At 68.3% G+C, this 14040-nt stretch carries 16 protein-coding genes and 1 riboswitch; of the genes, 11 read left to right on the plus strand and 5 right to left on the minus strand.

What is annotated here, in order from left to right; genetic code table 11:
• Position 1 precedes the first annotated feature (1 nt).
• Both VHS75_RS05595 and VHS75_RS05600 read right to left on the minus strand, forming a co-directional pair.
• Positions 2-1822: an ABC transporter ATP-binding protein/permease gene (locus VHS75_RS05595; RefSeq protein WP_329637667.1), complete on the minus strand. Its 1821-nt coding sequence runs from the start codon at positions 1820-1822 to the stop codon at positions 2-4.
• Between the two features lie 32 nt (positions 1823-1854).
• On the minus strand, positions 1855-2643 hold the full coding sequence (locus VHS75_RS05600; RefSeq protein WP_329637621.1) for a carboxypeptidase-like regulatory domain-containing protein: 789 nt from the start codon (positions 2641-2643) through the stop codon (positions 1855-1857).
• Between the two features lie 92 nt (positions 2644-2735).
• Between VHS75_RS05600 and VHS75_RS05605 the strand changes: the two genes are divergently transcribed.
• Positions 2736-3332, plus strand: coding sequence for a TIGR00730 family Rossman fold protein (locus VHS75_RS05605; protein WP_329637622.1), 597 nt, complete (start codon positions 2736-2738; stop codon positions 3330-3332).
• On the opposite strand, the gene VHS75_RS05610 is transcribed toward VHS75_RS05605, so the two are convergent.
• From VHS75_RS05610 to VHS75_RS05620, 3 genes are all read right to left on the minus strand, one after another.
• Entirely contained in the window at positions 3329-5374 is a 2046-nt protein-coding gene (locus VHS75_RS05610) for an NAD(+) synthase (protein WP_329637623.1), read from the minus strand. The genes VHS75_RS05605 and VHS75_RS05610 overlap by 4 nt on opposite strands.
• Before the next feature lie 126 nt (positions 5375-5500).
• Positions 5501-5929, minus strand: coding sequence for an RNA polymerase-binding protein DksA (gene dksA / locus VHS75_RS05615; RefSeq protein ID WP_293372079.1), 429 nt, complete (start codon positions 5927-5929; stop codon positions 5501-5503).
• A 93-nt stretch (positions 5930-6022) separates the two neighbouring features.
• The gene (locus tag VHS75_RS05620; protein WP_329637624.1) at positions 6023-6454 is read right to left on the minus strand and encodes a flagellar assembly protein FliX; all 432 of its coding nucleotides are present in this window, start codon (positions 6452-6454) and stop codon (positions 6023-6025) included.
• A gap of 214 nt (positions 6455-6668) precedes the next feature.
• On the opposite strand from VHS75_RS05620, the gene VHS75_RS05625 reads away from it, so the two are divergent.
• The 10 genes from VHS75_RS05625 (at position 6669) to VHS75_RS05670 (ending at position 13873) form a co-directional block, all read left to right on the plus strand.
• Complete coding sequence (locus tag VHS75_RS05625) at positions 6669-7790, plus strand: flagellar basal body P-ring protein FlgI (RefSeq protein WP_329637625.1); 1122 nt, start codon at positions 6669-6671, stop codon at positions 7788-7790.
• Positions 7790-8113: a rod-binding protein gene (locus VHS75_RS05630; protein WP_329637626.1), complete on the plus strand. Its 324-nt coding sequence runs from the start codon at positions 7790-7792 to the stop codon at positions 8111-8113. Before VHS75_RS05625 ends, VHS75_RS05630 begins: the two co-directional genes overlap by 1 nt.
• Positions 8113-8556: a flagellar basal body protein gene (locus VHS75_RS05635; protein ID WP_329637627.1), complete on the plus strand. Its 444-nt coding sequence runs from the start codon at positions 8113-8115 to the stop codon at positions 8554-8556. The genes VHS75_RS05630 and VHS75_RS05635 overlap by 1 nt, the downstream gene beginning before the upstream one ends.
• 92 nt (positions 8557-8648) lie before the next feature.
• Positions 8649-9179: a YybH family protein gene (locus VHS75_RS05640; protein WP_329637628.1), complete on the plus strand. Its 531-nt coding sequence runs from the start codon at positions 8649-8651 to the stop codon at positions 9177-9179.
• A gap of 95 nt (positions 9180-9274) precedes the next feature.
• A riboswitch (FMN riboswitch) is annotated at positions 9275-9435 on the plus strand.
• Between the two features lie 87 nt (positions 9436-9522).
• Complete coding sequence (locus tag VHS75_RS05645; RefSeq protein ID WP_329637629.1) at positions 9523-10035, plus strand: 6,7-dimethyl-8-ribityllumazine synthase; 513 nt, start codon at positions 9523-9525, stop codon at positions 10033-10035.
• Between the two features lie 9 nt (positions 10036-10044).
• Positions 10045-10485 carry a PaaI family thioesterase gene (locus tag VHS75_RS05650; RefSeq protein WP_329637630.1) on the plus strand — a complete coding sequence of 147 codons (441 nt, stop codon included), beginning with the start codon at positions 10045-10047 and terminating at the stop codon, positions 10483-10485.
• A gap of 77 nt (positions 10486-10562) precedes the next feature.
• Positions 10563-10964, plus strand: coding sequence for a hypothetical protein (locus VHS75_RS05655; protein WP_329637631.1), 402 nt, complete (start codon positions 10563-10565; stop codon positions 10962-10964).
• Between the two features lie 107 nt (positions 10965-11071).
• Entirely contained in the window at positions 11072-11974 is a 903-nt protein-coding gene (locus VHS75_RS05660) for a LysR substrate-binding domain-containing protein (RefSeq protein ID WP_329637632.1), read from the plus strand.
• An 87-nt stretch (positions 11975-12061) separates the two neighbouring features.
• Complete coding sequence (locus VHS75_RS05665; protein WP_329637633.1) at positions 12062-12532, plus strand: DUF1203 domain-containing protein; 471 nt, start codon at positions 12062-12064, stop codon at positions 12530-12532.
• 126 nt (positions 12533-12658) lie between these two features.
• Complete coding sequence (locus tag VHS75_RS05670; RefSeq protein WP_329637634.1) at positions 12659-13873, plus strand: dipeptidase; 1215 nt, start codon at positions 12659-12661, stop codon at positions 13871-13873.
• Positions 13874-14040: the final 167 nt, after the last annotated feature.

The following is a 14040-nucleotide window of genomic DNA, read 5'->3' on the forward strand; positions in this document are numbered from 1 at the left end:
CCTAGGCTTCACGCGTCTGCCGGCGCCAGAGCGCGGCGTACTCTCCAGTCTTGGCCAGGAGCTCGGTGTGGGTCCCGCGCTCGACGATCTTGCCGCGCCGCAGGACCAGGATCTGGTCGGCGTCGACGATGGTCGACAGGCGATGGGCGATCACCAGCGTGGTGCGCCCGGCCTTCACCTTGCGCAGGGTCTCCTGGATCGCCGCCTCGGTGGGGCCGTCCAGGGCGCTGGTGGCCTCATCGAGGATCAAGACGCGCGGGTTGGCCAGCAGGGCGCGGGCGATGCCCACCCGCTGGCGCTCGCCGCCGGAAAGCTTCAGGCCCCGCTCGCCGACCATCGTCGACATGCCGTTGGGCAGGCTGTCGATGAACGGGCCGAGCTCGGCGGCCTCCGCGGCCGCGCGGACCTCGTCATTGCCCGCGCCAGGTCGGGCGAAGGCGATGTTGGCGTAGAGGCTCTCGTTGAACAGGGCCACGTCCTGCGGCACCAGGGCGACCGCTTGGCGCAGCGAGGCCTGCTTCACCTGGCGCATGTCCAGGCCGTCGATCATCACCCGCCCGGAATTGGGATCGAGCAGGCGCATGGCCAAGCGTACGGCGGTAGTTTTGCCCGCCCCGGACGGCCCCACCAGCGCCGTAGTGGTTCCGGGCGGCGCGGAAAAGCTGACATCACGCAGGCCGACCGAGCGGGCGTCGTGCTGGAAGTTCACGCGGTCGAAGGCGATCGAGGCCCCCTGCCCGCTGGCCGGCGGCAGGTCGACGGCGTCGGGCGCGTCAACGATCTCCGGCGCAACGTCGCGCAACGAGATCATCTGCTCCATGTCGATGAACGCCTGGCGGATCTCGCGGTACTGGAAGCCCAGCATTCCCAAGGGCGCGTAGAGCCCGCTCAGCAGCAGGATCGCCATGGTGATGTCGCCGATCTTCAGGGCGCCGCCGGCGACAAGGTAGCCGGCCATGACGGTCATCGCGCCCAGGCCGACGTTCAGGATCACCGACTGCGCCGCGTTCAGCAGATTGAGCGAGGCGTTCGCCCGGGCGCTGGCGTTCACATAGTCGCCCATCGCCTTCTCGTAGGTCTCGACGATGCGATTCTCGGCCCCGAAGGTCTTCAGCGTCTCGTAGTTGATCAGGGCGTCGCCGGAGAGGCCCGCCACGCGGTTGTCCGTCTCGTTCAGCTCGCGCCGGTGCGACAGCCGCCAGTTGGTGATCCGGAACGTCACGACGACATAGAGCGCCATGGTCGCCAGCGCCGTGGCGGCGAACTCCCAGTTCAGCCGCACGACCATCACCACCATGGCCATGACCAGCTCGACCATCGTCGGGCCGAGGTTGAAGATCAGGCTGCGGATCAGGAAGTCGGTGGAACGCGATCCGCGGTCGATGATGCGGGTCAGGGTCCCGGTCTGTTTGCTCTGGTGGAAATCGAGCGACAGGCCCAGCGCATGGGCGAAGGTCTCCACCGCCGCCTTGGCCATGGTCGACTGGGAAACCCGGGTGAAGATGGCGTCGCGGGCGAAGGGCGCGCACGCCGCCGCGGTCCGCAAGGCGGCGAACGCCACGGCCAGGAGGACGAAGGCCGGCCCGATGAGCTCGCCCCCTTCGACGACGGGGCGAAGCGTGTTGATCGCATCGCCCAGCATCACCGGCGCGATGACGCCCGCGCCCTTGCCGACGAAGACCAGCGCCAGCGCGACACCGATCCGCAGGCGCAACTGCGGCGCGCCCGAACGCATCACCAGCGCGCCCAGGTCGCCCAGCGAGCCCCAGAAGCTGAACTTCGCCTCGGTCGGCGCGATCTCACCGCCAAAGCGGCGGGTCATTCCAGGGTGGGCGAAGGCCAACCGTTGCTCCGTCAGTGCACAAGAAGGGTGGATTGCACGCCACCGCCCGGCGTCATCCAGTCGACCCGCAGGCCAGCAGGGGTGAGCTGGCTACGCGCGGGGCCCTGCGCAAGGGGCGCCGCCGGCGAGACCTGGGCGGTTACCCGGTCGCTGAAGCCGTCGCCCGAGACCTGCACCTGATGCGCGCCGGGTCGGATCGCGGTCTGGGAGCCCAGGCTCGCCACGTAGCGTCCCGCCGCGTCCGCCCGCCCCTCCGCGGCCTGGCGGCCGTCCAGGTGGACGATGACCGTCGCCCCCGGCGCGACCTGGGCGGAAACCTCCATGCCGCCGCCGCGGTCGAAGTCGATGGCCCGAAGGGCTGGCGTCATGGACGGGTCGATACGCAGCGCGCCGGTCCCGGCCCGCAGCAGGGCCGCCTGGCCTTGCGGCGTCACCAGCACATAGCCCTCCGCCTGCACTTGGCGGCCATGCTCGCTGACGGAGAGACCGAAGATGCGGGGTTCGACCGACGCCGGCAGGTAGATCGTCCAGCGGCCATGGGCGTCCGCGGTCGCACCCGTGGCCTCGCCCGCCGGCGTCGCCAACCGTATCAAACCACCGGCCGGCGCGGCCCCGGCGAGGACCACCCCTCCGTTCTGCAGACGCACCGAGTCCACCCGCGGCGGCGCCAGGTTGCTGACCTCCTGGGCGGCAGCGTCGCCCTCGGCGCCCGCGGCGGGTGGGCGCGCGCCGCAGCCGCTCAGGCCCAGGCCCGCGGCGAGCGCGAACGCTACGACAACGATGGATTTTGCGGGCGCCACGGCTTGGTTGAAACTCCTTAACCCTGAGCCTAGCTAATCAGGCTTAGATCGCGCGCCGACAAGGCCTGCGAATTTCCCCGGAGTATCGATCGATGGGCGCCAAGCCCCACAGCCTGAAGTCCGTGTGCGTGTTCTGCGGCTCGTCCGACGGGGCCGACCCGGCCTATCTGCGCGCGGCGGGCGATCTGGGCAGGGCCCTGGCGCAGGCGGACCTGCGGCTGGTTTACGGCGGCGGCGGCGTGGGCCTGATGGGCGCGACCGCGCGCGCGGCGCACGACGCCGGCGGCAAGGTGCTGGGGATCATCCCGGACTTCCTGGTCGGCAAGGAGCGCGCCCTGGAGACGGTCGAGCACGTGGTCGTCAAGTCGATGCATCAGCGCAAGCAGATGTTCTTCGAGGAGTCGGACGGCTTCGTCATCCTGCCCGGCGGCATCGGCACCTTGGAAGAGGTGATCGAGCTCCTGTCGTGGCGCCGGCTCGACCTGCACACCATGCCGGTGGTCTTCTACAATCCCGACAATTTCTGGGGGCCGCTGTTCGCTCTCTTCCAGCACACCGTCGACGCCAAGCTGACGCCGCCGGCCTTCATGGGCGCCTGGACCGTGGTCGATAAGATCGAGGACATCGTGCCGGCCCTGCTCGCGGGCCCGAAGGCGGGATCGTCGTCGATGCTGAGCAGCGTGACCTAAGGGACGTTCGCCTCCAGCTCGTCCAGCCAGACCCTGGCCGTGCCGTCCGACGGCGCGCGCCAGTCGCCGCGGGGCGAGAGCGCGCCGCCGGAGATCACCTTGGGCCCGTTGGGCATGGCCGAGCGCTTGAATTGGCTGATCTCGAAGAAGCGGAACAGGAAGACGCTGAGCCACGTCTTGATCGTCGCCAGGTCGTAGGCGTTGCGCGTCCCTTCGGGGAAGTTGGGCGGCCAGTCGCCCGCGCTCGCATCGCGCCAGGCGTGCCAGGCCAGGAACGCCACCTTCGAGGGCCGCAGGCCGAAACGGGTGATGTGATAGAGGCTGAAATCCTGCAGCTCGTAGGGCCCCACCTTGGCCTGGGTCGACTGGATCGCCCCAGAGGCGTCGGCCGGCACCAGTTCCGGCGAGATCTCGGTGTCGAGGACCGCCATCAGAGTTTTGGACGCCGCGGCCTCCAGCTGCCCCGTCTTCACCACCCAGCGGATCAGGTGCTGGATCAGGGTCTTCGCCAGTGACCCGTTGACGTTGTAGTGGCTCATCTGGTCGCCGACGCCGTAGGTGTTCCAACCCAGCGCGATCTCCGACAGGTCGCCGGTCCCCAGCACGAAACCGGAATGGCGGTTGGCCAGGCGGAACAGGTAGTCGGTGCGCAGGCCCGCCTGCACGTTCTCGAAGGTGATGTCATAGACTGGGTCGCCCTTGGCGAAGGGGTGGTCCATGTCGGCCAGCATCTGGCGGGCCGCCGGTTTGATATCGATCTCCTGGCCGGTGACGCCGAGCGCCGTCATCAGGGCCCAGGCGTTCGCCTTGGTCCCCTCGCTGGTGGCGAACCCCGGCATGGTGAAGCCCAGGATGTCGGCGCGGGGCTTACCCAGCAGGTCGAAGGCCCGGCACGCCACCAGCAGGGCGTGCGTCGAATCCAGCCCGCCGGAAATGCCGATGATCAGGTGCTTGGACTTGGTGGCGCGCAGGCGCTGCGTCAGGCCCTGCACCTGGATGTTGAACGCCTCGTAGCAGTCCTGGTCCAGCCGCGCCGGGTCGTGCGGCACGAAGGGGAAACGATCGAGACGGCGCTCCAGGCCGATGTCGTCGAAGGTCGGCTGGTGGTCGAAGGCGATCCTGCGGAAGGCTTTTTCCGGCCGGCCGGCGGCGACCGCGGCGTTGTTGAAGGTGGGCGTGCGCAGCCGCTCCAGGCGCAGGCGCTCGACGTCGATGTCGGCCACCGCCATCTGGGCGTGGGTCGGGAACCGGTCGGTCTGGGCCATCAGCTTGCCCAGCTCGTGGACCGTGGCCTGACCGTCCCAGGCCAGGTCGGTGGTGCTCTCGCCCGGCCCGGCCGCCGAATAGAGGTAGGCGGCCATGCAGCGCATCGACTGCGAGGCGCACAGCAGCTCGCGCTCGTCAGCCTTGCCAACCACGATGTTGGAGGCCGAGAGGTTGCAGAGGATCAGCGCGCCGGCCAACGCGGCTTGCGTCGAAGGCGGCGTCGGCGACCAGAAGTCCTCGCAGATCTCCGCGGCGAAGCTGAAGTCGGCCAGGTCGGCGGCCTGGAACACCAGGTCGGTCCCGAAGGGGACGCTCTGGCCGGCCAGCCGGGTCGTCAGGCCGGTGACCCCCGCGCCCGGCGCGAACCAGCGATTCTCATAGAATTCCCGATAGTTGGGCAGGAAACTTTTGGGCACGACTCCGAGGATTTTGCCGCGCGAAAGCACCACCGCGCAGTTGTAGAGCGCGCCCGAATGCTCGACCGGCGCGCCGACGATCAGCACCGGCGTGAGGTCCTTGCTGGCCGCGGCCAGGCTCTCGATCTCCGCCTCCACGCGACGCAGCAGGGCGTCCTGCAGGAAGAGGTCGTCGATGGCGTAGGCCGACAGCCCCAGCTCCGGGAACAGCATCAGGTCGCAGCCGCGGGCGTGGCCGGCCTTGGCCAGCTCCAGGGTCTGGGCGGCGTTGAACCCCGGGTCGCCGACCGCCAGCGCCGGCGTGCACGAGGCCACGCGCACGAAGCCGTGGCTGTGGATCGCGTGGAACGGTTTCGTCACGGGCGGGCCGCCTCTCATCCTCCCGCAACTAGCGCCTGATTTGACGCCCAGGAGAAATGCTCATTTTGAGCATATATAGGCGGAGCGTTCAGGAATGGCAAAGACGCCATCCCTCGAAAAGGCGGATCAGTCGTCCCGATGAACCCGTTCGCGGCGCTCGTGGCGTTCCTGGGCTTCCAGGCTGAGCGTGGCGATCGGCCGGGCGTCGAGTCGGGCGACGCCGATCGGCTCGCCGGTCTCTTCGCAGTAGCCGTAGCTGCCATCCTCGATTCGGCGCAGCGCTTCGTCGATCTTGGAGATCAGCTTGCGTTGCCGGTCGCGGGTGCGGAGCTCAAGAGATCGATCGGTCTCCGACGAGGCGCGATCGGCCAGGTCAGGATGATTTTCAGTCTCGCTCTGCAGATGTTTGAGGGTCTCTCCAGATTCGCGGAGGATATCCTCTTTCCAATCAATCAGCTTCTGCCTGAAATACTCAAGCTGACGCTCATTCATGAACTCCTCGTCCTCGGAAGGACGATAACCAGGACGATCAGCCAACACGGCAGATGCCTTCATGGACACTCCGAGCCCCCTAAGCCGCCCGAGACACGCGGGGGGCTTATAGCAAACAAAACAGTGGTTTCAATCTGAACGAGTGTGGAGGGGCGTTTACGCCGCACGAGAGGCTTGTTCAAGCTTCGCCATCTCGACCGCCGCACGCAGTTCGATATCGTCCAGCACCGCTTCCAAATTCGGATCTTCGGTACGCTCGCGCTCGTCACGGATGGCGCGGCGCAGGCGGTCCAGGTCGCCCGCCGAGAGCCCGCCTTCGAGCAAGCCCACCTTGATGTCGTCCAACACGTCGAGGATGCGGCCGGCGCGGCGCACGGCGCGGCGTTTGCGCTCCAGCGGCCCGCCCACGTCCTGCAGGGCCAGCAGCGATTCGACGCCCATGACACCGCGCGGGCCTGAGACCGATGAGGCCTGGCCGGCGCCGCCGGCGGCGTCGGGGGTGATGATGCGGAAGCCTTCGCCGTCGGCGCCACGCGCCGGGCGAGCGCCGGAGGACGATCCGATCCCGCTTGGGCCGGTGACCTTCATGCTACGCGCTTCAAATCCCTGGTGACCCCAACTCTAGGCCCTGTTGTCGGCCGCCAAGCTTGCAGCATGGTTAATGCCGGGCAAAATCTGCCGCCGGCGCCGATCGCGCCATGTCAGCGCGCCGCGCCGAGCTGATTTCATTAGGTTTTCTAAACACCCCGGATTGGCATGCAGATCGCATAGGGAGGCGCGAAGCAGCTTCAACCGGTTAAACATGCGTCTTTCCCTCCGCGCCGTCCCCGCCCTCCTTCTCGCCGTGAGCCTGGCCGTAGGGCTTTGCGCCGGGCCGGCGGCGGCCAAGTCCCGCATCAAGGACATCGTCGAGTTCGAGGGCGTGCGCGGCAACCACCTGGTCGGCTACAGCCTCGTCGTGGGCCTTGCCGGCACCGGCGACGCCCTGCGCAACGCCCCCTTCACCCAGCAGAGCCTGCAGTCGGCGCTCGAGCGGCTGGGCGTCAACACCCGCGCCGCGACCCCCAACACCAAGGACGTGGCTGCGGTGATGGTCACCGCCGAGCTGCCGCCGTTCTCGGCGCCCGGCTCGAAGATCGACGTGACGGTCTCGGCGATCGGCGACGCCAAGAGCCTGCTGGGCGGCACATTGGTGATGGCCCCGCTCTCCGGCCCTGACGGCCAGGTCTACGCCGTGGCCCAAGGCACGGTGCAGACCGGTTCGGTCAGCGCCTCCGGCGCCTCCGGTTCAACGGTCTCCAAGGGCGTCCCCACCGCGGGCCGCATCGCCGGCGGGGCCAGCGTGGAACTGGACACCACCTTCCAGCTCGTCAGCATGAGCGTCCTGCGGCTGACCCTGCGCAATCCCGACTTCACCACCGCCCAGCGGATCGCCGAGGTGATCAACGCGCGCTTCCCGGGCTGCGCCCAGATGCAGAACCCGACCATCGTCGCCATCCGCCCGCCCGCCGGCGAGAACATGGTCAGCTTCGTCAGCCAGGTGGAGAACCTGTCCGTCGAGCCGGATTCGCCGGCCAAGGTGGTGATCGACGAGGTCGCTGGCGTCATCGTCATGGGCGAGAACGTGCGGGTCTCCACCGTCGCCATCCAGCAGGGCAACCTGACCATCACGGTGCGCGAGAGCTCGCAGGTCAGCCAGCCCACCGCCTTCTCCAAGGGCGGGACCACCGCCATCGTGCCGCAGAGCGACATCTCGGTGGACGAGGAGAAGGGCAAGAAGTTCATCACGCTCAAGAACGGCGCCTCGCTCTCCTCCATGGTGTCCGGGCTGAACGCGCTCGGCGTCACGCCGCGGGACATGATTTCCATTCTGCAGAGCATCAAGACCGCCGGCGCTCTGCAAGCCGAGATCCAGGTGCAATAATGACCGACCTGACCGCCTCTTCCCTGACCGCCAACCTGCTCACCCCGGCCGCCGCCGCGCCCAGCGCCGCGGAAATGGCCAAGCGCGGCCAGATCAAGGACACCTCTCAGAAGTTCGAGGCCGCGTTCATGTCGGTGATGATCGGCCAGATGCTCGGGCAGGAGGACGAAAGCGTCGACAAGGCCTTCAGCGGCGGCCAGGGCGCCGAGATGTTCAAGTCGTTCCTGGCCGACGGGATCGCCAAGAAGATGGTCGCCAACGGCGGCGTCGGCCTGGCCGCCTCGGTCCAGCGCGAGATGCTCAAGATGCAGGGATTGCACTGATGATCGTGTCCGCCGAAGACGCTCTCGAACGCGTCGAACAGCTGATCCTGCTCACCGACCGGCTGACGTCCCTGGTGGCCGGCCAGGCCAAGGCCTTCGAGGCCCGCCGCCCGCACGAGGCCGCGACCTATGTCGAAGAGACCCAGCGCCTCGCCAACATCTACCGCCACGAGTCGGCCCGCATCCGCGCCAACCCGGCCTTGGTCGACAGCGCGCCCCGCGAGCAACGGATGCGCCTGATCCGCGCCACCGAAGCCTTCGACGCCGTGCTGGCCCGCCAGAGCCGCGCCGTGAACGCCGCCAAGACCGTCACCGAGGGCCTGGTCCGCGCCATCGCCGAGGAAGTCGCCACCCAGCGGCACAGGGGCGTCAGCTACGGCGCCGACGGAACCCAGAGCCCCACGGCCGCGGCGACCGCCATCACCCTGAACAAGCGCGCTTAGAGCTCACGGCCCACAATTTGGGATAGGTGGACAGGCTCGGCTTTCGGGCGCTTCGTCTCGCGTCGCCACGTTCGGCGAACGGGGGAATTCCAATGATCAAATCCAAGACTATGTCCTGGGCGGCGCCGATCCTGATGGCCGCATCCTTGACCGCCTGCGCCAAGATGGAGCCCGCCAAGCCCGCCGCAGACACCTCCAAGATCGCCGACGCCGTGAAGGCCGACGCGCAAGCCGCGGTCGCGGCGCTTAACGCCCACGACGCCGATAAGGCGGTCAGCCATGACGCGCCAAGTATCATCGGCATGTTCCACGGCGCTCCAAACCTCAGCGGCCCTGCCGAGGACCTGGCCAGCACCAAACAGCAACTCGCCGATCCGGCTTTCCACCTCACGATCAGCAACGAGAACGTCGACGTCGCCTCAGGCGGCGACATGGCCATCTACCGTGCAAGCTACACCGCCACCCTGACCGACCCGAAGACCAAGAAGCCGATGACCGAACTCGGCAACTGGGTGGTCCAGTACAAGCCGCAGGCGGACGGGTCCTGGAAAATGGCCTTGAGCGTCGTCGCCGACACGCCCGCCGCCTCGGCGACCGCGGCGCCGGCCGCCGAGAAGAAGTAGCTCCTGCGCCGGCCCCTGCGCGATTCAAACAAACGTTTGACGCACGCAGGCGGGCGGCGTTAGCCTCAGCGCGTCGTCGGAGCGTTTCCGGCGATCTACGTTCTCAGGGCGGGGTGAAAGTCCCCACCGGCGGTAATGTCCCTTCGCAAGAGGGGGACGAGCCCGCGGGCGCCCGTGGCCCTCCAAGGCTGCGGGGACAAGCAGACACCGGTGGGATCCCGGGGCCGACGGTTAGAGTCCGGTTATGAGAACCGCTGAACGCGTGTGAGCGGCCTTCGGACCGTTCGTGCGTGGCCGGCGTCTCCCTGAGTCGTGGTTCCTCGAACCCGTCAGGGAGAAGACCATGACCCAAGCCACAGCCGCCCAGCCGGCGGCCGAGTTCCCCACCGCCAACGGCGCCTTCCGCGCCGCGCGGATCGCCTTCGTCCACTCGCTATGGCATCGCGAGATCGTCGAGGAAGCCTACGCCGGCTTCCTGGAGGAGACGGCCGTGCTCGGCTTCCCCGCCGAGACCGTCGAGCGGTTCGAGACGCCCGGCGCCTTCGAGATCCCGCTGCACGCCCAGACCCTGGCCCGCACCGGCCGCTACGCCGCCATCGTCGGCGCGGCCCTGGTGGTCGATGGCGGCGTCTATCGCCACGACTTCGTCGCCCAGACCGTGGTCCAGGCCCTGATGCAGGTGCAGCTGGCCACCGAGACGCCCGTCTTCTCGGTGGTGCTGACCCCGCACAACTTCCATGAGCACGAGGTCCATCGGCGGTTCTTCCACGAGCACTTCCGGGTGAAGGGGCGCGAGGCGGCGCGAGCCTGCGTCGGCACGCTGCAGAGCTTCGCACGCCTCTCGGCGGCGGCGTGAGGCGCGGCCATGGAAGCCCTTCTCGATATCCCGCCGGCGGGGTTCGCGCGGCATGACCGCAAGAGCCCGCTGACCGAGCCCTGGGAGCCGCTCTATAGCCGCCGGACCGGTTCGGCCGTAGTGCTCGGCCTGCATGCCGGGCCGGCCCACACCAACAGCCGCGGCTTTGTCCACGGCGGCCTGATCGGGGCCCTGGCCGACAACGCCATGGGGCTCTCCTGCGCCGCCGCCCTGGACCAGGCGGGCGGGCTGGTGACGGTCAACCTCAACGTCGATTTCCTGGGGATGGCCCAGCAGGGCCAGTGGCTGGAGTTCCGTACGGAATATGTGAAGCCCGGGCGCACGCTCTGCTTCGCCCAGGCCTTCGTCACCGCTGACGGCCAGCCCTGCGCACGCGCCAACGCCGTCTTCCGGGTGGTGGAGACAAATCGCAGAAAACCTGACAGCTGAGCCGTGAAGCCCTGGCGGAGCCGGGCTGACGTGACTACCTTCTGGAGACTGAAACCAACCCAGTAAGGGGGTGTTTCGTGATCATGACCCAGTCGATGTCCGTGCGGTTCCGCCAAGTCGCTTTCGCGGCCACAGCGGTGTTCCTGAGCGCGGGGCCCATCGCCCACGCGCAGGAGCAGCGGCGGGCCTCCGACAACGTCGAGCCCTGGCACGCGCCGGCTCAGGATCCGATACCGCCGCACGCCACCTCCAGCCTCGACGCGACGACAACGACGGCGGCGACCCTGACGCAGCAGCGTGAGACCCGCACCCTGGCGACCGCCGTCTTCGCCAAGCCCGCCGCCGCCCAGCGCGCCGCCGATAAGGCCGCGGCGGCCTACGCGCCGCCCATCGCCCCCGCCGCACCCAAGGCCGAATGGCTGACGGAGGATGGCATCCACTTCGGCGGCAAGGGGTTGGAGCTTACGACGCCCTTCTAAGGCGCGGCGCTCTGTGATCTGAGATCACGAACCCATCGCCGAGATGTCGTTTGGGCGCTTCGTCGACTGCCGTTATATCCAGGCTGAAGCTTGTGAGCTGAGGTCACATGGCCAAGCGCAGCCAACTCCCACTGACGGCCCTTCGAGCGTTCGAGGCCTTTGCCCGACTAGGCAAGATGAGCCTGGCCGCCGATGAGCTCTGCGTCACCCACGGCGCGGTCAGCCGCCAGGTCCGCAGCCTTGAAGCCCTGTGCGGTGTGAAGCTGACCCAAGGGCCACGCAATGCGCTCAAGCTGACCGACGCGGGCGAGCGGATGGCCCGATCGCTCGGCCGCACCTTCGACGAGCTGGAGGCCTCGTTCCGTGAGGTGAAGGCCGCCGCCGACCGCGAGCTGCACGTCTCCTGCGTCGGCACCCTGGCCATGAAGTGGCTGATCCCGCGGCTGTCCGGCTTCCACGCACGCCATCCGGAGCTGTCGATCCGGGTCACCGAGGCCTACGGGCCGGTGGATTTCACCCGCGAGCCCTTCGACGCCGCGATCCGCCTGACCGAGAGCGTCACCGGCGAGGGCCTGACGGCGACCCCCTTCCTGGACAATTTCCACGGACCCGTGGTGGCCCCGGAGCTGACCCGCGGCGGCCTCGACCTGGCGCGTACGCCCAGGCTGCACACGCGGCCACACCGCCAGGCCTGGAGCGAGTGGTCGGAGCACGCCGGTGTGCCGGTCCCCGAAGCGCCGGAGAACCGCGAGTACGAGCATCTGTTCTACATGCTGGAGGCCGCGGTGGCGGGCCTGGGCGTGGGCCTGTCGCCCTGGATCTACGTCGCCAACGACATCGCCGCCGGACGGCTGGCCGCGCCCTTCGGCTTCACCCCGACGCCGGCGAAGTTCCACCTGGTCCTGCCGGGCCAGCCGCCCAAGCGCGGCCTGAAGGCCTTCCGCGAGTGGCTGATCGAGGAGGCCGCGACGGCCCCTGCGCCGCCGGTCTTCGCAGTCGTCGGCATCTAGACTGGCGGCTTTCGGACATGTGTTGATTTCGCCAGATTGGCTGCGAGGCCTCCCGCCCCGATGTTCCGGCCCGCAAAGGAGACCTTCATGTCCTACATCGTTTCCGGGCTTCCGCTGGAGCCCTTCCGTCCCCTCTTCGGCCTTTCGGACGAGGCCTTGGCCGAGCATGGCGCGATCCGCTGCGCGGTCGACGCCGACGTCGGCTTTCCCTGCCGCGTCACCCTGGAGGACGCGCGGGTCGGCGAGACGGTCCTGCTGTTGAACTACGAGCATCAGAGCGCCGATACGCCCTACCGCTCACGGCACGCCATCTTCGTCAGCGAGCAGGCGCGGGAAACCCACCGCGCCGTGGATGAGATTCCCAATGCCCTAAAGGTGCGCAAGGCGCTGTCGCTGCGCGCCTTCGACGAGCGCGGCATGATGGTCGACGCCGAGATCGTCTCGGGCGATGCGCTGGAGCCGGTCATCGCCCGGATGTTCGCGCAGGATCAGGTCGCCTACATCCACGCCCACAACGCCGGGCGCGGCTGCTACGCGGCGCGGATCGACCGGGCCTAGCCACGGATGGCGGATTCGGCGCCGGCAAACCGTTCAACCTGAGGCAAGCGCCGCCGTAGCCGGTATTGGCACGCGACGGCGCGTCCGCGCCCACGCTAGATGGTCGTCCGCCACCGGAGTTTCGCCTTGTCCCGTCGCATCTGCCTGATCGCCGCTCTCCTGGTCTCCACCGCCGCGCCGGCCCTCGCCCAGACCGCCGCCGAGCGGGCCCTGCACGAGAGCCTGGTCGTGCTGGACACCCACTTCGACACCCCGGCCAACTTCAGCCGCGACGGCTGGAACATTATGGACCGCCACGACGTGAAGGTGGACGGCTCGCAGGTGGACTATCCGCGGATGGTGGCCGGCGGGGTCGATGGCGGCTTCTTCGCGATCTACACCCCACAGGGCGCGCGCACGCCCGAGGGCGACCTGAAGGCGCGCGACGCGGCCCTGGTCCGCGGCCTCGAGATCCACGAGATGGTGGCGGCCAACCCCAAGCAGTTCGAGATCGCACTGACCCCTGATCAGGCGCTGGACATCGCCAGACGCCACAAGCGCTTCGTGTTCATCAGCATGGAGAACGGCAACCCGTTCGGCCAAGACCTCAGCCTGATGAAGACCTTCTACGACTTCGGCGTCCGGGTGATGGGGCCGGTGCACTTCCTGGACAACCAGCTGGGCGACAGCGCGACCGACAAGAAGGAATGGGGCGGCCTCTCGCCGCTCGGCAAGGAGTTTGTCGCCCGGGCCAACCGGATGGGCATCCTGCTCGACGCCTCCCATTCCTCCGACACCGTGCTGGACGATATGCTGGCGCTCTCCAAGGCGCCGATCATCCTGTCGCATTCCGGCGTGCGGGCGATCTACAACCACCCGCGCAACGTCGATGACGCCCACCTGAAGGCGCTGGCCGCCCACGGCGGGGTGATCCAGATCAACGCCTTCTCCAGCTACATGATCGACCAGCCGCACATCCCCGAGCGGGACGCGGCCATGGGCGCCTTGATGCAAAAGCTCACCTCACCTGGAAAAAGGACCGAGGCTCAGACTGTGGCCCTGATCGCCGCGCGGGCCGAGATCGACAGGAAGTGGCCGGTGAAGCGGGCCAACTTCGACGACTACATGAAGCACATGCTGCACGCGATCCAGGTGGCCGGCATCGACCATGTGGGCGTCAGCGGCGACTTCGACGGCGGCGGCGGGCTGGAGGGCCTGGACGACGTCACCGCCTATCCGAAGATCACCGCGGCCCTGCTGAAGGCCGGCTATTCCAAGGACGACATCGCCAAGGTGTGGAGCGGCAACGCGCTGCGGGTCATGCGCGAGGCGCAGGCGCTGGCGCTGGCGGAGAAGCCCTGACACCCGGCGAATTCTGCGGCGAATGGGGGTGAGGCCGGCGGATGGCGGCGCGGCTCATGGCACGACAATAGACCAAGCGCGCGAACCCTGCTGACAGCGTGGTGTCAGCAGACGGGGCGCGGCGCCTCGTCGCTGGGCATTTGTTCCGCTTCTGTTCACATGATATC

Origin of the sequence: Phenylobacterium sp., from assembly GCF_036264965.1 — a bacterium.
Lineage (GTDB): Bacteria > Pseudomonadota > Alphaproteobacteria > Caulobacterales > Caulobacteraceae > Phenylobacterium.

Coding starts and splice junctions, on each gene's coding strand:
- VHS75_RS05645 (WP_329637629.1), top strand. CDS start 9,523: ATGACCCAAGCCACAGCCGCCCAGCCGGCGGCCGAGTTCCCCACCGCC.
- VHS75_RS05650 (WP_329637630.1), top strand. CDS start 10,045: ATGGAAGCCCTTCTCGATATCCCGCCGGCGGGGTTCGCGCGGCATGAC.
- VHS75_RS05605 (WP_329637622.1), top strand. CDS start 2,736: ATGGGCGCCAAGCCCCACAGCCTGAAGTCCGTGTGCGTGTTCTGCGGC.
- VHS75_RS05595 (WP_329637667.1), bottom strand. CDS start 1,822: ATGACCCGCCGCTTTGGCGGTGAGATCGCGCCGACCGAGGCGAAGTTC.
- VHS75_RS05635 (WP_329637627.1), top strand. CDS start 8,113: ATGATCGTGTCCGCCGAAGACGCTCTCGAACGCGTCGAACAGCTGATC.
- VHS75_RS05625 (WP_329637625.1), top strand. CDS start 6,669: ATGCGTCTTTCCCTCCGCGCCGTCCCCGCCCTCCTTCTCGCCGTGAGC.
- dksA (WP_293372079.1), bottom strand. CDS start 5,929: ATGAAGGCATCTGCCGTGTTGGCTGATCGTCCTGGTTATCGTCCTTCC.
- VHS75_RS05660 (WP_329637632.1), top strand. CDS start 11,072: ATGGCCAAGCGCAGCCAACTCCCACTGACGGCCCTTCGAGCGTTCGAG.
- VHS75_RS05630 (WP_329637626.1), top strand. CDS start 7,790: ATGACCGACCTGACCGCCTCTTCCCTGACCGCCAACCTGCTCACCCCG.
- VHS75_RS05620 (WP_329637624.1), bottom strand. CDS start 6,454: ATGAAGGTCACCGGCCCAAGCGGGATCGGATCGTCCTCCGGCGCTCGC.
- VHS75_RS05665 (WP_329637633.1), top strand. CDS start 12,062: ATGTCCTACATCGTTTCCGGGCTTCCGCTGGAGCCCTTCCGTCCCCTC.
- VHS75_RS05640 (WP_329637628.1), top strand. CDS start 8,649: ATGATCAAATCCAAGACTATGTCCTGGGCGGCGCCGATCCTGATGGCC.